20 protein-coding genes and 1 tRNA gene are annotated in these 19,101 nt (G+C 63.1%); 11 read left to right on the top strand and 10 right to left on the bottom strand.

Annotated features, from left to right (window positions below):
* Positions 1-2 precede the first annotated feature (2 nt).
* The 5 genes from WKH79_RS02245 to WKH79_RS02225 all read left to right on the top strand — a co-directional run bounded on the left by WKH79_RS02245 (position 3) and on the right by WKH79_RS02225 (position 3,463).
* Positions 3-500, top strand: a complete 498-nt coding sequence (locus WKH79_RS02245; protein ID WP_341859472.1) for a hypothetical protein — start codon at positions 3-5, stop codon at positions 498-500.
* Entirely contained in the window at positions 448-1,002 is a 555-nt protein-coding gene (locus WKH79_RS02240) for a recombinase family protein (RefSeq protein WP_341859471.1), read from the top strand. Before WKH79_RS02245 ends, WKH79_RS02240 begins: the two co-directional genes overlap by 53 nt.
* A 244-nt stretch (positions 1,003-1,246) precedes the next feature.
* Positions 1,247-1,894, top strand: a complete 648-nt coding sequence (locus WKH79_RS02235) for a hypothetical protein (protein WP_341859470.1) — start codon at positions 1,247-1,249, stop codon at positions 1,892-1,894.
* A gap of 535 nt (positions 1,895-2,429) precedes the next feature.
* The gene (locus WKH79_RS02230) at positions 2,430-2,795 is read left to right on the top strand and encodes a PRC-barrel domain-containing protein (protein WP_341859469.1); all 366 of its coding nucleotides are present in this window, start codon (positions 2,430-2,432) and stop codon (positions 2,793-2,795) included.
* 80 nt (positions 2,796-2,875) lie between these two features.
* Positions 2,876-3,463, top strand: coding sequence for a hypothetical protein (locus WKH79_RS02225; protein ID WP_341859468.1), 588 nt, complete (start codon positions 2,876-2,878; stop codon positions 3,461-3,463).
* 9 nt (positions 3,464-3,472) lie between these two features.
* Here WKH79_RS02225 and WKH79_RS02220 read toward each other — a convergent pair.
* The 5 genes from WKH79_RS02220 to WKH79_RS02200 form a co-directional block, all read right to left on the bottom strand.
* Positions 3,473-3,549, bottom strand: a tRNA-Met gene (locus tag WKH79_RS02220).
* 242 nt (positions 3,550-3,791) lie between these two features.
* Positions 3,792-4,319, bottom strand: coding sequence for a 2'-5' RNA ligase family protein (locus WKH79_RS02215; protein ID WP_050599982.1), 528 nt, complete (start codon positions 4,317-4,319; stop codon positions 3,792-3,794).
* A complete protein-coding gene (gene mltG, locus WKH79_RS02210; RefSeq protein WP_160767111.1) occupies positions 4,316-5,287 on the bottom strand; it encodes an endolytic transglycosylase MltG in 972 nt (323 codons plus the stop codon). Before mltG ends, WKH79_RS02215 begins: the two co-directional genes overlap by 4 nt.
* A gap of 1 nt (position 5,288) precedes the next feature.
* Entirely contained in the window at positions 5,289-6,548 is a 1,260-nt protein-coding gene (gene fabF, locus WKH79_RS02205) for a beta-ketoacyl-ACP synthase II (RefSeq protein ID WP_063506692.1), read from the bottom strand.
* Positions 6,549-6,642: 94 nt separating this feature from the next.
* Entirely contained in the window at positions 6,643-6,879 is a 237-nt protein-coding gene (locus WKH79_RS02200) for an acyl carrier protein (protein WP_006834437.1), read from the bottom strand.
* A 156-nt stretch (positions 6,880-7,035) separates the two neighbouring features.
* Here WKH79_RS02200 and WKH79_RS02195 point away from each other — a divergent pair, with 156 nt between their 5' ends.
* On the top strand, positions 7,036-7,467 hold the full coding sequence (locus WKH79_RS02195; RefSeq protein WP_063512431.1) for a PA2169 family four-helix-bundle protein: 432 nt from the start codon (positions 7,036-7,038) through the stop codon (positions 7,465-7,467).
* A gap of 91 nt (positions 7,468-7,558) precedes the next feature.
* Here the strand turns inward: WKH79_RS02195 and aspS are convergent, their stop codons facing one another.
* Both aspS and WKH79_RS02185 read right to left on the bottom strand, forming a co-directional pair.
* Entirely contained in the window at positions 7,559-9,376 is a 1,818-nt protein-coding gene (gene aspS, locus WKH79_RS02190) for an aspartate--tRNA ligase (protein WP_341859467.1), read from the bottom strand.
* Between the two features lie 121 nt (positions 9,377-9,497).
* Positions 9,498-10,355 (bottom strand): cupin-like domain-containing protein, encoded by an 858-nt coding sequence (locus WKH79_RS02185; RefSeq protein WP_341859466.1) that lies wholly within the window; start codon positions 10,353-10,355, stop codon positions 9,498-9,500.
* Between the two features lie 210 nt (positions 10,356-10,565).
* On the opposite strand from WKH79_RS02185, the gene rnd reads away from it, so the two are divergent.
* Together rnd and WKH79_RS02175 are read left to right on the top strand one after the other, a co-directional pair.
* Entirely contained in the window at positions 10,566-11,768 is a 1,203-nt protein-coding gene (rnd, locus tag WKH79_RS02180; protein WP_341859465.1) for a ribonuclease D, read from the top strand.
* A 24-nt stretch (positions 11,769-11,792) separates the two neighbouring features.
* Entirely contained in the window at positions 11,793-12,689 is an 897-nt protein-coding gene (locus WKH79_RS02175) for a hydrogen peroxide-inducible genes activator (protein ID WP_050599989.1), read from the top strand.
* Positions 12,690-12,740: 51 nt separating this feature from the next.
* On the opposite strand, the gene pgsA is transcribed toward WKH79_RS02175, so the two are convergent.
* A complete protein-coding gene (pgsA, locus tag WKH79_RS02170) occupies positions 12,741-13,334 on the bottom strand; it encodes a CDP-diacylglycerol--glycerol-3-phosphate 3-phosphatidyltransferase (RefSeq protein WP_050599990.1) in 594 nt (197 codons plus the stop codon).
* A 113-nt stretch (positions 13,335-13,447) separates the two neighbouring features.
* On the opposite strand from pgsA, the gene WKH79_RS02165 reads away from it, so the two are divergent.
* A complete protein-coding gene (locus WKH79_RS02165; protein WP_063511354.1) occupies positions 13,448-14,785 on the top strand; it encodes an MFS transporter in 1,338 nt (445 codons plus the stop codon).
* Here the strand turns inward: WKH79_RS02165 and WKH79_RS02160 are convergent.
* Positions 14,782-14,976 carry a hypothetical protein gene (locus tag WKH79_RS02160; RefSeq protein ID WP_050599991.1) on the bottom strand — a complete coding sequence of 65 codons (195 nt, stop codon included), beginning with the start codon at positions 14,974-14,976 and terminating at the stop codon, positions 14,782-14,784. The genes WKH79_RS02165 and WKH79_RS02160 overlap by 4 nt on opposite strands.
* Before the next feature lie 149 nt (positions 14,977-15,125).
* On the opposite strand from WKH79_RS02160, the gene WKH79_RS02155 reads away from it, so the two are divergent.
* Positions 15,126-16,793, top strand: a complete 1,668-nt coding sequence (locus WKH79_RS02155) for a thiamine pyrophosphate-binding protein (protein ID WP_341859464.1) — start codon at positions 15,126-15,128, stop codon at positions 16,791-16,793.
* 13 nt (positions 16,794-16,806) lie between these two features.
* Here WKH79_RS02155 and WKH79_RS02150 read toward each other — a convergent pair whose 3' ends face one another.
* On the bottom strand, positions 16,807-17,214 hold the full coding sequence (locus WKH79_RS02150) for an EVE domain-containing protein (RefSeq protein WP_341859463.1): 408 nt from the start codon (positions 17,212-17,214) through the stop codon (positions 16,807-16,809).
* A 161-nt stretch (positions 17,215-17,375) separates the two neighbouring features.
* On the opposite strand from WKH79_RS02150, the gene WKH79_RS02145 reads away from it, so the two are divergent.
* Entirely contained in the window at positions 17,376-19,067 is a 1,692-nt protein-coding gene (locus WKH79_RS02145) for an EAL domain-containing protein (protein WP_063512901.1), read from the top strand.
* The last annotated feature ends 34 nt before the right edge of the window (positions 19,068-19,101 follow it).

The following is a 19,101-nucleotide window of genomic DNA, read 5'->3' as shown; positions in this document are numbered from 1 at the left end:
CTATGAGCCTGCATAAAGAAATCAGCTTTGAGGGCGAAATTTGCGATCACCTTGGCGCGGCTGGATGGATTTACGAGGAAGGCGCAGGAGCACGCTATGATCGCGAGCGAGCGCTCTTTCCTGAAGACCTTCGCGACTGGTTCACACGCATCTATGCCTTCTTGTCCCAGATTTTTGACTATGGCAGCACGGAGATCGAGAAGCGCTACATGTTCTACAAGCGCCTTACCCCGTTGTTGCAGTTCGGACGTGAGCGAGATGGCGTGGACCTGTCAGGAGTCCGGCTCACGCATCACAACCTCAAGGACGAGGGTGCGCGCGCGCTTCAGGTGGGAGAGGACCGTCCGACGCTTCCACCCATCACCGGCATTGGCTCTGGCGCAGTGCAGGAGAAGGAAAAGGCTCTGCTTGCCGAGATCATCGCCAAGGTGAACGATCTGTTCGACGGTGATCTACGCGCGCGTCAGCAGCAGCTCCCAGAACCTCGACCTCCAGCTTGAGCAACTCGCCGACGCAGGGTGCGAAAAGGTATTCTCGGAGAAGGTCACCGGGACGTCGCGCAACGACCGCCGAGCGCTTGAAGAATGCCTCGACTGGCTGCGCGAAGGTGACACGCTCGTGGTCACCCGCCTCGACCGACTTGCCCGATCTGGTCGCGATTTACACGACATCATCGCCCAGCTGTCAGCGAAGCAGGTCGGGTTCCGGTGCGTGCAGCAAGGTGCGGTCGATACCACCACGAGCATGGGGAAGCTGATCTTGGGTATTCTCGGCGCCGTCGCAGAGTTCGAGACCGACATCCGCAAGGAACGCCAACGCGAAGGCATAGAGCGCGCCAAGGCGGCTGGTGTCTACAAAGGGCGCAAACCTACCGTTGGCGTCGAGCAGGTGCGCTCCCTCCGCGATCAGGGCATGGGGGCGACCGATATAGCAACGAAGCTGGGGATCGCACGAGCGAGCGTGTATCGGGCGCTGAAAGACGAACCCGTCACCGCGGCATGATCGACGCCAGATCAGAGAAGTCCTAGAGCCTGCCGGAGTCTTCGACCCTGATGGTGCCAATCAGGCGGCGTTGCGGCGTTCCACCCATCCACCAAGGGGCGAGCGTCCGCTACGGGGGCAAACGACCTATGTCCTTAGTTCAAATATTTCCAGGCGTTGCGGCGCGATGCCATCACAGTTTCATCAGCCATTTTTACATCGCTTCTACGTTAGGTAAAATTACTTCGCGTTTTGGGAGAATATAGTGGAGACATTCAAACGAACTTGGTTGGCTATTTGCACTATTTTGACTGGCCTTACATTACTCGATATTCTATCCCTGATAGAAACCTTTCGCGGAGCCTCCGTCACGGCAATGTGGATCTCTGATTGGTGGATATGCTTTGCCAATTGGCCCTTCGAACTTCTTCCATTCGATCTCCCGCGCCTATTCGGACCAGTCCTTTCCGTCCTGCTAGTATTATTTGGCATAGCTTCAAAACTTGGGCCAAAACTTGATGATCAGAGAATCATTGGGGTCAACTGGGAAACATTACTTTTGGCTGCCGTTACAAGTTTGGGGATCGGCTACGTTATCGCAGGCTTCGGGATGGCCTCAGCCGAATACTTTTTCCCATTTACCTGGGCGCCATATCTGTTCGCTATTGTATGGGGCAGCATAGTGATCGTTTGGACAGTGTTCGTCGCGGTTGGGGGGCACAATAGTCATCCGTGGGCCGTTTACTGGGTTCGACCAATCGCGTTGGTCCTACAAAATCGCAATTCCATCATGGCTTTTTTCATCGGTTTCGCCTTCGTAGTTGGATGCGCCTCTGTGCTCGAGGCAACCGTCCCATTGATTGCAGAGAAAGCTGCCGAATTACCCGCGCCGCCATGCGCAAGCCCTGTTTAGAGTTAGCTCCGCCCAAAACATTTTCAAACCAGGTCGAGCTTCTCTGCTTCGGCGTCGGGCTTCTGTGGCCGCGCCCCACTTTAACATGCGGCTCCAGAACGCTCGATAACTTAGCGCTGCTGAGCAAAATATTATGCTCATCAGGATCTCGCGATTATCTCGATCGGTCCCTAACAATGATGGTGATGTCTCTCGACCAACTGAAGCTGGCAGAGGCGTAATTTGAAAGGGGGAATCCGACCTGATGATAGCGGTCACTAGCCCCCAAACCCAACTCTATTCCCACCGTTAGCGCGGACCGCCAGGCGGACATCGCATGACCCACCCGAGAGATGACTATGAACCCGCTTTCTGACAGGAAATTGTAGCGGAGAAGGGACACACCATCCGACACGCGGATTATGATCAGAACACTGTCGATGCCTTCTGAATTTTCGGGCACACATCGCGTGCTGATGCATTGAAATGTCGAGGAGTTATCTTCTCATTCGAATGCGATAGCTCCTCCACCATCCCAAAATTACGGAGAAGGAGTATGCTCGAAGAGAAGACGCGAAATCATTTCCTAATCGGCAGCGATCGGGTCGAAGGAACGACCGTCTACGGCCGCGAAGGCAACAAGATCGGAACCGTCCGACGCATCCTTATCGACAAGGTCTCCGGCCAGGCACGGGATGTGGAAATCTCGGTCGGCGCTTTTCTGGGTATGGGTGGTGAACTACACAGCCTGCCCTGGCAGAAACTCGAATATGACACCGAGTTGGGCGGTTATCGGCTCGACGTGACCGAAGAGCAGTTGAAGAACGCCCCGACCTACGCCGACACCGACAGCGATCGGCAGCACGACCGAGAATACCAGTCGAGGGTTTATTCCTACTGGGTTGTCACACCTTATTGGTAGCCTTGTTGGCGACGCCCCGGAACACAGTCCAGCTTCTGAGCGTCGCTCTTCAAGACATACGAATGATCAGGAGAGGCAGGATGGAAGCCTTAAAACTCTCTTCCGTCGTTGCGTTGGGCGTATTGCCGGCATGCGGTAGCGCCGGCGACGGCGCCGCGCCCCCGACCGAAGAAGCGACCGATACAATCGAAACCGCTCAAGCTGATCCAAACTCGCGATCGACAGCCGAACGCATTGGTCAAGACGATGGTTCAAGTTTCGATCGGGACATGTCCTATCACTTCTCGCAGGACGATCGCGGACCGGCGCTAAGCTTTGGAGTTCCCCGCACCGACGATATCGCGCTCAACCTTCGCTGTCCGCCAGGCGCATCGGCCAAGACAGTCCTTGTGTCTTTCAACCGACCACCCGACCTCGTGGCCAGGCGACCGGATACGATAACGCTCAAAGCCGGCGGTGCTTCACAGCAACTCACAATCGAGACGCGCGAAACCCGGTTGGGAACAACGGTGGAGGTAGCAGCCGCCCCGGATGGGCCTGTAATGCAAGCCTATCGTCGCGGTGCCACTCTCAATGCGTCTTATAGCGAAGAGACAATCGGAATACCGTCACGCGCGGAAGACGCCGAGATTGAAAAATTCTTCGACGCATGCCTAGCAGAAACTTGAGCAAGGAATTGGTAGCGGAGGAGGGACTCGAACCCCCGACACGCGGATTATGATTCCGCTGCTCTAACCACCTGAGCTACTCCGCCCCAAAGAGGCATGCCGGGGCAATAGCCCGCTCGGCAGGCGGCGCGTTTAGGGCGGTCGGGGCATGCGGTCAACCGCGCAAATGCGTATTGTCCGTGATTTCTTCAGGCGCTCGCGTTCGGGGGCCTGCGGGGCGCCGTTTGCCGCCGGTTGACAGCGCATCGAACAGGCCGGGCAGCGCGCCATTTCCGGGGTGCCGCCGGCACCTGACGCGCACCACCCGAGCGGCGATCGGCGGGCACGCTTAGGGTGCGGCGGTGCCGCGAAAGGCGAAGTCCCGCACCCGCTCCCACGGGCCGCCGCGGTAGCGAAACAGTTCGAGGCCGCGAAAGGCGAACGGCGCCGGCGCGATCGTCCCCGCCAGCTGCGCCTGCAGCGCCTTCGCTTCCTTGCCCGTGACCTTGTTCTGGATCGTGACATGCAGGCGCGGACGCTGCTGGTCCTGCTGCGTCAGCAATCCGTGGAAGTGATCGGCAATGATGCCGCGCAGATCGAGCATGGCGGGCGCAGACAGCTTGATTGCGGTGCCCCGCCCCAGCGACATCAGCCCTTCGACCTGCCCCGGTACCGGCGCGAATTCCGCCGCCATGCGCTTGAGAACGCTGCAGGCTTCCGCCTCGCACATCGCCGGCAATGCGTGGAACAGCGTGACATGCGCTTCGAGATAATTGCGTTCAGGCGGGAAATGGGCAGTGCGCAGCGCGGTGAAACGCGCATGCAGATCGCGCGGGAGCTGCGCGGTGAGGATCAGCGGAGCGTCTTCCCCGCTCACATTTCCCCGCGCTGGCGGCGGATTTCGAACCACTTGGCGACGTTGCGGTTATGCTCTTCCAGCGTTTCCGCGAAGGCATGGCCACCGGTACCATCGGCAACCATGTAGCGCGCGCTCGTTTCCGCCGGGTCCAGCACCGCCGCGATCGCCTCGCGCCCGGGATTGGTGATCGGACCCTTGGGCAGGCCGACCATCGTATAGGTGTTGTAATCGTTGATCGCGGCGATTTCGGACTGGCGGATGCGCCGGCCCAGCGGCTTGCCCTTGGTCAGCGGGTAGATGATGGTGGGATCGGCCTGCAGCAGCATGCCGTCCTTGACCCGGTTCGAATACAGGCCGGCGACCATCCTGCGCTCGCGTGCGACGCCGGTTTCCTTTTCCACGATCGAGGCGAGGATCACGGCCTCCTGGACGCTGTCGACCGCAATATCCTCCGCGCGTTTGGGCCAGGCCTCGGCGAGATAGTTCTGCATCGCCGCCTGCATCCGCGCGAGCACCGCGCTGCGCGCCTCGCCGCGTTCGAAATCATAGGTATCGGGCAGCACCGAGCCTTCGACCGGCACCGGGATTTCGCCGGTCAGGTGATCTTCCGCCATCAGCCGTTCGTGGACGAGGATCGACGGCAGGCCTTCGGGGATGGTGACGAAGCGGCGGATCACCTCGCCATGCTGGAACGTGTCGAGGATCGCGGCGCTGCTGGCCCCGGCGGGGAGCAGGAATTCGCCGGCCAGGATCGGATCCGAGGAGCCGAGGATCTTGGCGCGCAGCAGGAATCCCTGCGGATCGGCGATCACGCCTTCCTCAGCCAGCTTTTCGGCGACCGAGGTCAGGCTCGCACCCGAGGGGACGATGAAATTCGTATCCTCCTCGATCTCGGCACTGCCCCACCATCCCGAGACGAACCAGATCGCCGCGACGGCAAGGACCAGCGAGAGGACGCCTGCGAGGAGGCACCCGGCCTTTTTCACGTCAATCGACCTTCTGGACGATCAGCGAGGCATTGGTGCCGCCGAATCCGAAGCTGTTGTTGAGCGCTGCGCGGACTTCGCGCTGCTTGGCTTGCTTGGGCACGAGATCGACGCCTTCGGTGCCTTCGTCCGGATTGTCGAGATTGAGCGTGGGCGGCACGATCTGGTCGCGGATCGCGAGGATGCAGAAAATCGCCTCGACCGCGCCGGCGCCGCCGAGCAGGTGCCCGATCGCCGATTTGGTGCTGCTCATCGACGCGCCGCTGAGATCGTCGCCCAGCACGCGCTTGACCGCGCCGAGCTCGATCGTGTCGGCCATGGTCGACGTGCCATGCGCGTTGACGTAATCGATATCGCCGGGCGCGAGACCGGCCTTCTTCAACGCCATGCGCATCGCCAATTCGGCGCCCTTGCCCTCGGGATGCGGCGCGGTGACGTGATAGGCATCGCCCGACAGGCCGTAACCGGTGACTTCGGCGTAGATCGTCGCGCCGCGCGCCTTGGCGTGTTCGTATTCCTCGAGCACGACCACGCCCGCGCCTTCGCCCATGACGAAACCGTCGCGGTCCTTGTCATAGGGGCGGCTGGCCTCGGTCGGTCGGTCGTTCATGCTCATGTTGAGCGCGCGGGCCTGCGCGAAGCCGGCCACGCCCAGCGGGTTGATGGTGCCTTCGGCCCCGCCCGCCAGCATGACGTCGGCATCGTCGAGCGCGATCATCCGCGCGGCATCGCCGATCGAATGCGCGCCGGTCGAACAGGCGGTCACCACCGCGTGATTGGGGCCCATCAGGCCGTATTTGATTGACACCTGGCCCGAGATGAGATTGATCAGCCGCCCGTGGACGAAATGCGGCGACACGCGGCCGGGACCGCGTTCGTGCAGCACGATGCTTTCCTTCTCGATCCCCGGCAACCCGCCGATGCCCGAACCGATCGAAACGCCGGTGCGCAGCTTGAGCTCGTCGTCCATGTCGACAAGACCCGCATCCTCGAGCGCCTGGCCCGCCGCGTCGATGCCATAGACGATGAACGGATCGACCTGCCGCTGGACCTTGTGATCGACGCGCTTGTCGGGATCGAAGCCGAATTCATGATCCTTGGGCTTCACCTCGCAGGCGATGGTGCATTTCTGCCCCTCGGTGTCGAAGCGCGTGATTTGCGCGGCTCCGCTCTTGCCCGCGATCAGGTTCTTCCAAGAAGTCTCCACGTCCCCGCCGAGGGGGGTGACGAGGCCAAGTCCGGTTACGACCACACGACGCATGTAATTCTCCGCAGATAAGACAACAGGCCCGGCCCGCTATGGGGTCGGGCCTGTCCGGTCCCGCATATAGTGCGGGATTCGAAAAGCGCGAGCCTTAGCCCTTGTGCTCTTCGATATACTTGGTCGCGTCGCCGACGGTGGTGATCTTCTCGGCCGCATCGTCGGGGATTTCGACGCCGAATTCCTCTTCGAAGGCCATGACCAGCTCGACGATGTCGAGGCTGTCCGCACCGAGATCGTCGATGAAGCTGGCTTCCTGGGTGACCTTGTCGGCCTCGACGCCGAGGTGCTCGACGACAATTTTCTGCACGCGGTCGGCAGTATCGCTCATTTGTATCCCTCTCGAATTTGGGGGTTTCTGAATTGCCAATCGCCCTAATCAACGGAGCGGCGCAGCGCAAGGGCAACTCGCCGTGTACCCCGGACCCAAACGCGTTGCGGTCGATTTCCCCTGCATAGCACACACTGCAAAAAGGGAAGTAAAACAATGGCTAGCACCGTTTTCAAGAGCCTCACCGATACCACTTTCGATTCCGTCGAAGGCTATCGCCAGGCGGCCGAAACCGCCAACAATCCGCAGCTGACGCAGGCCCTGCAGCAGCGCGGCCAGGAACGCGGCCAGACGCTGCAGCAGATGAATGCCGAACTGCAGCGCCAGGGCGAGGAACTGGTCACCAAGGGCACGCTGACCGGCGAAGCGCACCAGATGTGGCAGAGCGTCACCGCCGCCTTCGAGAACAACGACGAAGCGGCCGCAGAGCGCGTCGAGGAAGGCGAGGACTACATCAAGAACAAGTTCCAGCAGGCACTCGAGAGCGACCAGCTCGAAGTGCAGGAGCGCGCGGTCGTCCAGCAAGCATATAGCGAGATCTGTGCCGGCGAACGCTTCGGCGACTTCGCCGCGAAGCAGTTCGACTGACATAACCTTGAATAACGAAGAAAGGGCGCGGGATCCGGTCCCGCGCCCTTTTTCGTTCGCGCTGCGCGGCTTGTCGCCCTGCGCTTGCCGGTCAGTCGCCCGCGCGATCGACGCGGGTCGCCTCTGCCCCCTGCGGCTTGGGTGCATCGACGGTCCGGATATGGACATCGCGCAACTGGCGCGGACTGACGAGGCTGGGTGCACCCATCATCAGGTCCTGCGCCTTCTGGTTGAGCGGGAAGGCAATCACTTCGCGGATATTGGGTTCGTCCGCCAGCAGCATCACGATCCGGTCGATCCCCGGGGCCGAACCGCCATGCGGCGGGGCGCCGAGCTTGAACGCCTCGATCATGCCGCTGAAGTTCTCGTCGACATCGGCCTGGCTGTATCCGGCCAGTTCGAACGCCTTGTACATGATGTCCGGGCGGTGGTTCCGGATCGCGCCCGAGGACAGCTCGTAGCCGTTGCAGACGATGTCGTACTGCCACGCGAGGATATCGAGCGGGTCCTTGGTTTCCAGCGCTTCCATCTCGCCCTGCGGCATCGAGAAGGGGTTGTGGCTGAAATCGATTTTCTTCTGTTCTTCGTCATATTCGAACATCGGGAAATCGACGATCCAGCAGAACTTGAAGCAGCCTTCCTCGATCAGGCCGAGTTCCTCGGCCACGCGGGTACGCGCGGCGCCCGCCAGCTTGGCGGCGTCCTTTTCCTTGCCCGCGGCAAAGAACAGGCCGTCGTTTTCGCCCAGCCCCAGCTCGGCATAAAGCTTTTCCATGCCTTCGGTGCCGTGGTTCTTGGCGATCGGCCCGCCGAACTCGCCGCCCTTGCGGGTGACATAGCCGAGCCCGGCAAAACCTTCGCGGCGTGCCCAGTCGTTCATTTCGTCGAAGAACTTGCGGCTCTTCTCATGCGTGTTCGGCGCGGGGATGACGCGCACGCGCCCGCCGCTGCCCACGATCTTCTCGAACAGGCCGAAGCCGGAGGTTTCGAAGTGTTCGGTTACGTCCGAGATGATCAGCGGATTGCGCAGGTCGGGCTTGTCGCTGCCGTATTTGAGCATCGCTTCGGCATAGGGGATGCGCGGGAACTCGCCCGCGGGCGTGACGCTCTTGCCGCCCGAAAACTCCTCGAACACGCCGGCCAGCACGGGCTCGATCGTCTGGAAGACGTCTTCCTGCGTGACGAAGCTCATCTCGAAATCGAGCTGGTAGAATTCGGGACTGCGGTCGGCGCGCAGGTCTTCGTCGCGGAAGCACGGCGCGATCTGGAAGTACCGGTCGAAGCCCGCCACCATCAACAGCTGCTTGAACATCTGCGGGGCCTGCGGAAGCGCATAGAAATGGCCGGGATGCAGGCGGCTCGGGACCAGATAGTCGCGCGCGCCTTCGGGGCTCGATGCGCCGAGGATCGGGGTCTGGAACTCGCTGAAGCCCTGCTCGATCATCCGGCGGCGCAGCGAGGTAATGACCCGGTTGCGCAGCATGATATTGGCGTGGACACGCTCGCGGCGCAGATCGACGAAACGGTATTTGAGGCGCGTTTCTTCGGGATAGTCCTCTGCCGAATTGACGATCAGCGGCAGGTCGTCGGCACGGCTCTGGACGTTGACCGAGCGCGCGAAGACCTCGATTTCGCCGGTCGGCAGGTTGGCGTTGACCGCAGCGCCGTCGCGGGCCTTTACCACGCCGTCGATGGTGACCACCGATTCCAGCTTCATCTTGTCGAGGATCGGCAGCGCCTCGCTGTCCTCGTCGGCTACGATCTGGGTAATGCCGTAATGGTCGCGCAGATCGACGAACAGCACGCCGCCATGGTCGCGCTTGTTGTGGACCCACCCCGACAGGCGAACGGTTTCGCCGACATTGTCCTTGGTCAGCTGGGCGCAGGTATGGGTGCGGTAGGCGTGCATGAAAAGCTCGATCTTTCTGCCGGAATCGGATGGGACCGCGCGCGCATCCGGGCGCGGCGCGAAAGCGCGCCCCTAACAGCCATCAAGGGCTGTTTTGTCAAGATTCGTCTGGTCTGGAAGGTCAGGTGATTCGCGCGCGCCGCAGCGCCCGCAGCGCAGCCGCACGCAGCCAGGGTCGCGCCCCCGGCGCCGGCAAGCGCACGCGGTAGCGGCCAAGCAGGCCGTTCAGGGCCCAAGCATCGTCCTGCATCAGGCTGCTGTGCGAGCGCCAGGTTACCGAGAGCGAGATCGACGGTTCGGCCCCGACCGTGACCGTGTGCGGGGCCTTGAAGGGAACGTGGAGCGCATCGCCCGGGGCAAGGTCGAAAGGCCAGCCCTGAGCCGCCAGTTCGGGCCGCCAGTCGAGCAGATTGTCGCCGCTGCGATGGAAGCGTTCATTGTCCGACCGGGACGGCAGGCCGCAGGATGGCGGCAGGATCGTGAACCGTTTGCGGCCGCAGATCTGGAACAGGATATTGTATTCCGGATCGAAATGCAGCGGGGTGACAAGCCCCGGCGAACTGATGAACAGGAAGGCGGTGGGTTTGACGATCGCGCCGGTACGCGTTTCGACCACCGGCGCCACAGCCTGCAGGATATCGGCGACGAGCGGCGCGAAATCGGGCCATCTGTCCAGCTCGCGCAGCATGATCCAGCGCTTCGTGCCGTCGAGCCCATGCACCAGTGCCCGCAGATCCGCCGGGTGTTCGGGCAAAACGCGAAAGCGCTGCTGCGGCGTATCCTCGCGTATCTCGATCAGCGCGCGATCGGCTACCGCGATGGTATCGGCCAGCCGCGACCAGTCGAAGCACGGCTCGATGTCGAGCCTATGCGAAAGCAAGTGCGCGGCTTCGGGATAGGCCCGCCACAGCGGGGCGCGGTCGAAGCCGGGCGTGGCTGCGACTGCATCGAAAGCATGCTGGAATTCCATGCGGGACATGGGGTGTACCATGGCACGCAAGCGTTAAGACCGCCTTGACCCGGCCCCGTGCAGGTCTAAAGCGGCGCGCATCGCGACGGTGCATAGCTGCATGGCCGCGATTGCAGGCAGCGCGCACAGCCCGCTAGCCTGCCCTTGCGGGATGACCCCGCGCATTCATGGGCCCCGGCCCGGGGGCGGTACTCCGCCCGACAGAAACGAAAAGATACGATGAAAATCCACGAACTTATAACCGAAACCGAAGTGCTGGCGGAACTGTGCGAGCGGCTGGGCCAACACGAATTCGTGTGCGTCGACACCGAATTCATGCGCGAGAACACCTTCTGGCCCGAACTCTGCCTCGTGCAGATCGGCAATGGTGAAGAAGCCGCTGCGATCGACCCGCTCGCACCCGGGATCGACCTGGCCCCGCTGTGGGACCTGCTGTGCGACAATGACGACGTGCTCAAGGTCTTCCATGCAGGCGGACAGGACGTCGAGATCGTCTATAATTTCACCGGCAAGACGCCGCAGCCGATCTTCGACACGCAGATCGCGATGATGGCGATCAGCCAGTCCGAACAGATCGGCTATGCCAATCTGGTCGAAAGCTGGCTGGGTCTGACAATCGACAAGGGTGCGCGCTTTACCGACTGGAGCCGCCGCCCGCTCACCGATCGGCAGATCGAATATGCGATCGGCGACGTGACGCATCTGGCGGACATCTTCCCGCGGATCCTCAAGAAGCTGATCAAGACCGGCCGCGGCGCATGGCTCGATGCCGAGATGGAGAAGCTGGCCGATCCGCAGAATTATGCCAACGATGCCGATCTCGCCTGGAAACGGATCCGATCGTCGGGCCGCAATCCCGCGGTTCTCGGCCGCCTGAAGGCGCTCGCCGCCTGGCGCGAGAGCGAAGCGCAGCACAAGAACATCCCGCGCGGCCGGATCATGCGCGACGAAACGCTGGCCGATATCGCCAGCCATCCGCCCAAGCAGCAACCCGATCTCGTCAAGGTGCGCGGCTTGTCGAATGCGTGGAAAGACAACGATATCGGCAAGCGCCTGATGAAAGTGCTCGAAAAGGCCGAACCGCTGCCCAAGGACGAAATGCCCGACAAACCCAAACGCGGTGCGCCGCTCGGCAAGGAAGGCGCACTCGTCGCCGACCTATTGAAGCTGCTGCTCAAGATCCGTGCCCGCGAGATCGACGTCGCCTCGCGGCTGCTGACCCGCGCCGACGAAATGGAAGCGCTGGCCGCAGGCGCGCGCGACCTGAGCATCCTCAAGGGCTGGCGCTACGACGTGTTCGGCAAGGACGCGCTCGAACTGGTCGAAGGCCGCCTCGCCTTCGCCGTCAAGGACGGGCGGCTGCTGATGACCCATGTCGATGAACTGCACGCCGGCATGGTCGAAGCCCAGGCCGCCGAATAGCAGCCGGGCAGGAACCGAACCGCCATGTCGACCTATCTCCCCACGATCAAGCAGCTGCAGTATCTCGTGGCGCTGCACGAACACGGCCATTTCGGCCGCGCTGCCGAGGCGAGCTTTGTTTCGCAATCCACCCTATCGGCAGGCATCCGCGAGCTCGAATCGCTGCTCGGCGTGACCTTGGTCGAACGCAGCCGCCGCGTGGTGCGGTTCACACCGCTCGGCAATACGGTGGTCGAGAAAGCGCACCGCCTGCTGCGCGAGGCGGAAGAGCTGTCCGACCTCGTCCTCGCCGCCGGCAAGCCGCTGTCGGGCGAGCTGCGGATGAGCGTCATACCGACGATCGCGCCCTTCCTGCTGCCGCGGATCCTGCCCCGCCTGCGCGAGGAACGCCCCCAGCTGAAGCTGTTCCTGCGCGAGGAAACCACCGATCACGCGCTGGAATCGCTGCATCACGGCCGCGCCGACTGCGTGCTGATGGCGCTGCCCTTCGCCACCGGCGATGTCGCCAAGGCGACGATCCGCGAAGATGCGCTGTATGTCGCTTTTCCCAAGGACGATCCGCGCGATCCGCCCGCCGTCATTCCCGCCAGCATGATCGACCAGGGGCGGCTGCTGCTGCTCGAGGACGGGCATTGCCTCAAGGAACATGCGCTGGCGGCCTGCAACCGGCCCGAATTGCGCGCCAGCGCGACAATGATCGGGACCAGCCTGCACACGATGGTGCAGATGGTCGACAATGGCCTCGGCCTGACGATGCTGCCCGAAATGGCGATCGAAGCGGGCATCCTGCACGGCACCGATGTCGTGGCGCGCCCGCTCAAGGGCGACAACACCAGCCGCGAGATCGCGCTGATCTGGCGCACGAATTCGCCGCGCGAAGAGGAATTCAAGCTGCTGGCGGAAGAGCTGCGCGCGGGCTGATTTCGCCTGAGCCGCTGATGCCGAGCCGGCGCAAAGGCCTTCTCGCGCGCGTCAGTCCATGTGCTTGAGGCCGACGCGCAGATAATCCCAGCCGGTAATGACCGTCAGGATCGCCGCGCCCCACAGCGTCACCAGGCCGACCAGATGCGGGATATTGTGCAGCACCCCGCCCGCTGCGAAGTTCCATCCGGGCAGGCCCTGGCCGAGGATGAGTGAGCCCAGCGAGACCATCTGCAGCGTGGTCTTCCACTTGGCGAGCTTGCTCACCGGCACCGAGACCTGCAGCGGCCCGAGAAATTCGCGCAGGCCCGACACGGCAATTTCGCGCATCAATATGACCAGCCCGGCAACCACATGCATGTCGCCGACATAGGGTCCGCGCAGCACGCCTTGCGCCGCCAGCACCAGGATGACCGCCGCCACCATGATCTTGTCCGCGATCGGATCGAGAAAGATGCCGAGCTTGGACACCGTGCCGCTGGTCCGCGCGAGATAGCCGTCGAAATAGTCGGTGATCCCCATCAGGCAGTAGAGCCCGAAAGCGAGCAGGTAGCCCGCCGCCCAGCCCGGCCACCAGAGGAAATAGGCCAGCAGCGGAATCGCGAAAATGCGCGACAACGTCAGGATGTTGGGCAGCGTCAGCATGATGCCCGACTGCCTAGCGATATTCGGCCCATCGCAAAAGCCGCTCAATTCCCTTGTCCGCCATCACGATAGCTCTAGACTCGCGCGGGAGAATGGGTTTCGCCCGGGGGGTCATGCTTACATCCACGCATCTGCTGCGGCGCAGGCGATTCCTGCCGCTGTTCGTCACGCAGCTGTTCAACGCGTTCAACGACAATCTCTACAAGACCACGATGGTCCTGTTCGTGGTCTACGCGGTCTACAATGACGAAAGCACCGAAGCTGCCTTCAGCGGGCTGGCATCGGGGCTGTTCATCCTGCCGTTCTTCCTGCTGTCCGCACTGGCCGGACAGCTTGCCGACATGCGCGACAAGGCGCGGATCATCCGCACCGTCAAGCTGTGCGAAATCGGCCTGATGACAATCGGCGCGGCAGGGCTCTACATGGCCTGGCAAGGCATATTGGTCCAATCGGTCGCCATCCCGCTGCTGCTGCTGGCGCTGTTCCTGACCGGGGTGCAATCGACCTTCCTCGGGCCGATCAAATACGCCATCCTGCCCCAACACCTGAAACAGGACGAGGTCCTGGCCGGGACCGGGCTGGTCGAAGCCGGCACCTATATCGCGATCCTCGCCGGGACGATCCTGGCGGGGCCGCTCGCTGTCGAGCACACCGGTTGGGCTGCGATCGGGATCATCGTGATTGCCTGTATCGGCTATCTGGTCAGCCGGCAGGTGCCCGCTGCCCCGCCCATGGGCGAGGTCGAGAAACTCGACTGGCACATTCTGCGCGCCTCGGTGAAATTGGTGCGCGACACGATGCACAACGCCGAAGTCTATTACGCCATCCTGGCGATCAGCTTCTTCTGGACGATCGGCGCGGTCCTGTTCATCCAGTTCCCGCCGCTGGCCAAGAACACCATCATGGCCAGCCCCGAAGTCGCCAGCCTGTTCCTCGTCGTTTTCTCGATCGGCGTGGCGATCGGGTCGGTGGCCATCAACGCGCTGCTGAAAGGTCGCGTCTCGGCGCGCTATTCGCCGGTTTCGGTGATCGTCATGGGCGCATTCGTGGTCGCCTTCTATGTCGTGGCGAAGCTATGGGAAGCGGACCAGCCGCAAAGCCTGCTCGGCGTGGGCGCGTTCCTCGCCTGGCCGATGGCGACCGTGCTGCTCGGCTGCCTGCTGGGGATCGCGATTGCGGGCGGGATGTTCGTCGTCCCGCTTTACGCCTTTCTCACCACCCGCGTCGCGCCGCACAAGGCTTCGCGCACGATTGCCGCGAACAATATCGTCAATTCGGGCGCAATGGTGGCCGGATCGCTGGTCGCCATGGCGATGAGCGCAATCGGCATTCCGATCACCGAACAGGTGCTGCTGTGCGCGGCGATGTGCCTGGTGTCCGCCTGGCTCGGCAAGCGGCTGGTTGCCGCCGAGAACGAGGCCGCCGACCTCGCCGCGGCAATGCGCATCTAGACGATAAAGGCGAGCACGGCGGCGAGCGTGGCGAAATAGGTCGAGGCGGCACCGCGGACGTCCTGCGCGGTCAGGCGCCAGTCGACCGGGGCAACGGGAGCGATATCGGCGAATGCGCGGCGGCGCTGCGGCAGGCTGGCGCGGAACCAGTGGCGGCGGGACTCGGTCGAGAGGACTAGGGAGCGTCGCATAGGAAACGGTTAACGAATTCTTAAGGATGTTGTCTCCTGCTCCGGCGCGGTTGTCCCCCGCTGGTACGCCTCATTCCATGTCCGGCATTGCGTGGCGCCCTCGCGCGGCGCGATTGCACGCCGCGACCAGCCGGGCTAACCGCTGCAGCATGCAAGCGCCCGATACGCCCGCCGCCGCCAAACTCCTCGTCGATTGCCTGGCCGAGCAGGGGTGCGACCGCGTCTTCACCGTTCCCGGCGAAAGCTTTCTCCAGGTCCTCGACGGCCTTGGCCGGCAGGACGCCATCGACGTGGTGACGTGCCGTCAGGAAGGCGGGGTCAGTTTCATGGCCTGCGCCGATGGCGCGATGACGGGGCGTCCCGGAGTGGCCTTCGTCACCCGCGGACCTGGCGCCACCAATGCGAGCATCGGCGTCCATGTCGCGCAGCAGGATTCGCAGCCGATGATCCTGTTCGTCGGCGATGTCGACAGCGAGATGCGCGACCGCGAAGGCTTCCAGGAAGTCGATTTCGCTGCCTTCTTCGGCCCGATTGCCAAGTGGGCCGCGCGGATCGATTCCGCCGATCGCATCCCCGAGTATGTCGCGCGGGCCTATGCCACCGCGATCTCGGGACGCCCCGGCCCGGTCGTACTGGCCCTGCCCGAGGACATGCTCGGCCGCGAGACCGCCGCGACCCCGCGCGCACGGGTAGAACGCCCCGCGCAGGCCCCCTGCCCCGATGCCATGCAGGCGATGATGGCGCTGATCGGCGACGCCGCCGCACCGCTCGCCATTATCGGCGGCGGGGGCTGGAATGCGCGGGCACGCGCGCATTTCCAGGTGTTCGCCGAGCGGCTCGGTCTGCCTGTTGCAACCGCCTTCCGCCGCCAGGATGCAATCTCACCTTCAAGTAAGGTTTATGCCGGCAATCTGGGCTATGGTCCCAATCCTAGGCTGGTCGAGCGCGTCAAACAGGCCGACCTGATCCTGGCGATCGGCGCGCGGCTGGGCGAGGCGACGACCGATGGCTATACCGTCCCGCCCCCGACCGCGCCCGACAGGCGGCTGGTCCATGTCCATCCCGATGCGGACGAACTCAACCGCGTCTATCCCGCCGACCTCGCGATTTGCGCCAGCATGGACGAATTCGCCGAAAGCGCCGCGCTGTGGGATGATGGCGCGGTCGTCGATTTCGACGCCGGGGCCGAAGCGCATCGCGAGTGGGAGGAATGGGCCACCGCGCATCCCAATGGCCACAGGCTCGACATGGGCCAGGCCGTGCAGTTCATGCGCGATACGCTGCCTGCCGACACCATCATCTGCAACGGCGCCGGCAATTTTGCCGGCTGGTGGCACCGTTACTGGCGCTATGAAGGCTTCCCCACCCAGTTGGCCCCGACCTGCGGGGCGATGGGCTATGGCGTGCCCGCCGCGGTCGCTGCCGCGCTGCGCCACCCCGACCGCACGGTGGTCGCCGTGGCGGGCGATGGCGATTTCCTGATGAACGGACAGGAACTGGCCACTGCCGCCCAGCATGGGGCGCAGATGATCGTCATCGTGGTCGACAATTCCGCTTACGGGACGATCCGCATGCACCAGGAACGCGAGTTTCCGGGCGAGGACCGGATCAGTGCGACCCGGCTTGCCAATCCCGACTTCGCCGCGCTGGCCGAGGCCTATGGCGCATGGTCGGCGCGCGCTGCCACCACCGACGAGTTCAAGGACGCGCTCGTCGCCGCGCAGGGGCGCAGCGGCTTGCGCCTGATCCACTGCACGATCGATATCGAGCAATTGGCTGCCAGCGGTGCCAGCGTGAGCGGTTTGCGCGGGGCCTAGGCGGCGAGGCGGGTCAAATCCCCGCCATGGCGCAGATCACCGACCATTCGTCAGGCTTGATCTCCGCCACCGACAGGCGCGACAGCTTGACGAGTTCGCAATCGGCCAACTTGGGTTCGGCCTTGATCTGCTTGAGCGTCACAGGATGCGGCAGCTTGGTCTTCGGCTTGACCTTGACCGCGGCCCATTTGCCTTCGGGGTCGGTGGGATCCATGATCCCGGCCACGCTGACTTCGCAGATGCCGACGATCTCGAGCCCTTCGCGTGAGTGGTAGAAGAACACCTGGTCGCCCACTTCCATCGCCGCGAGGTTGTTCTTGGCCCGGTGGTTGCGCACGCCGTCCCAGGTCCCCTCCTCTTCTGCGACGAGATCGCCCCAGCTGTATTTGAAGGGTTCCGATTTCATCAGCCAGTAACGCATCGCGTAACCATCTCCGTCTACTCATTCGCGTGCCTGCGCCGTTAGCCGCTGCAGCGAGAGCTGACCACCCTGCGCAGCGCCGGGTCCCCGCCTTGCGGGTTAACCTGTTTTTAGGCGGCGCGCCTTAAGCAAGCGGAACTCAGCCAAGCCAGGGGGCGGGATTGACCGCGAACAAGACCACGACCAAGGACGCCCGATCCCCGCGAAAGGGCGTCCAGACGCGCCGCCGCGACCATGATGTCGTGACGCTGGGGATCGCTTTTGCGGCGATCATCCTGTTCGTGGGCACAGCCGGCGTGGTGCTGCCCAACCTGATCGAGGCATGGACGGGCGACAACCCCTCGCCCGATTCGGCGCTGACCAATGCCCTCCTGCTCAACATTGCGCTGATCCTGCTCGGCTGGCATCGCTACAAGGCGCTCACCGAGGAACTCAATTCGCGCCGCGAATCCGAGGAAGAGGCCCGCCGCCTCGCCGATATCGACCACCTCACCGGATGTCAGAACCGCCGCAGTTTCACCACCGCGCTGGGCGATCTGCTGCACGATCTGGAACGCCGCGAGGAAGCGCTGGCGGCGATCGCGGTGGATCTCGACAATTTCAAGCAGGTCAACGACCTCCACGGCCACCAGGCAGGCGACGAAGTGCTGCGCGTTACCGCCGGACGGATCCAGCGCCTGCTGCCCGAAGGCGGCATTCTGGCCCGGCTCGGCGGCGATGAATTCGTCTGCGTCGTCCCTTATCACCCGCAGGTGCCCGACCGGGTCGACCAACTGGCAACGCGGATGGTCGAGAACGTCGCGCGGCCGGTCGAATATGGCGACATGCCGGTGGATGTGACGATGTCGATCGGGATCGCCTCGAGCACGCAGATGGACAATGTGCGCGACGGGACCGCTGCCGCCCAGACGCTGATGCACAAGGCGGACATCGCCATGTATCACGCCAAGAAGCAGGGCAAGAACCGCTTCTACTGGTTCGAACCGCAAATGGAAAACGAACTGCGCTTCCGCAACGAACTGGAAGCGGGCATCCGCCGCGGCATCGTCAACGGCGAATTCCTGCCCTATTACGAACAGCAGATCGATCTCGACAGCGGCAAGCTGGTCGGCTTCGAAATGCTCGCCCGGTGGGAATCCCCCGAAATGGGTGTGGTCGGACCCGACATCTTCATCCCCATCGCCGAGGAAATCGGCGTGATCGGCGAAATGAGCGAGGCGTTGATCACGCGCGCGTTCGAAGATGCCAAGAAATGGGATTCGGACCTCTCGCTTTCGGTCAATATCTCGCCGGTCCAGATGCGCGACCCCTGGTTCGCCCAGAAGCTGCTTAAGCTGCTGGTACGCCACAATTTCCCCGCCAACCGGCTGGACATCGAGATCACCGAGAGCTGCCTGCACGAAAACGTCGGCATGGTCCGTTCGATGATCTCGAGCCTGCGCAACCAGGGCGTGAAGATCAGCCTCGACGATTTCGGCACCGGCTATTCGAGCCTGTCGCAATTGCGCGCGCTGCCGTTCGACCGGATCAAGATCGACCGTGCGTTCATTTCCGAACTCAAGCAGGAAGAGCACGGGGCCAAGCTCGTCGATGCGATCCTGACGATGAGCGACGGGCTGAACCTGCCGGTCACCGCCGAGGGGATCGAGAACGAAGTCGTGCTCGAAACGCTCAAGCGGATGGGCAAGATGAAGGGCCAAGGCTATCATTACGGCCGCCCGGAACCCGCCGCCAAGGTGCTCGAACGGCTCGACCAGCAGAACCTGCTGGCCAAGGACCGGCTCGACAATGTGACCGAAGTCGACTTCACCGCGCAGGAACATCGCCCCGGCGGCGGCAAACGCGCCGGCTGATCCGCACTGGACGCTCTGCGGGCGAATGCATAGA

The sequence above is a fragment of the Qipengyuania sp. GPGPB31 genome, assembly GCF_038396345.1.
In the GTDB taxonomy this organism is placed as follows: domain Bacteria; phylum Pseudomonadota; class Alphaproteobacteria; order Sphingomonadales; family Sphingomonadaceae; genus Qipengyuania; species Qipengyuania citrea.
This window is presented reverse-complemented; position numbering and strand designations above follow the sequence as displayed.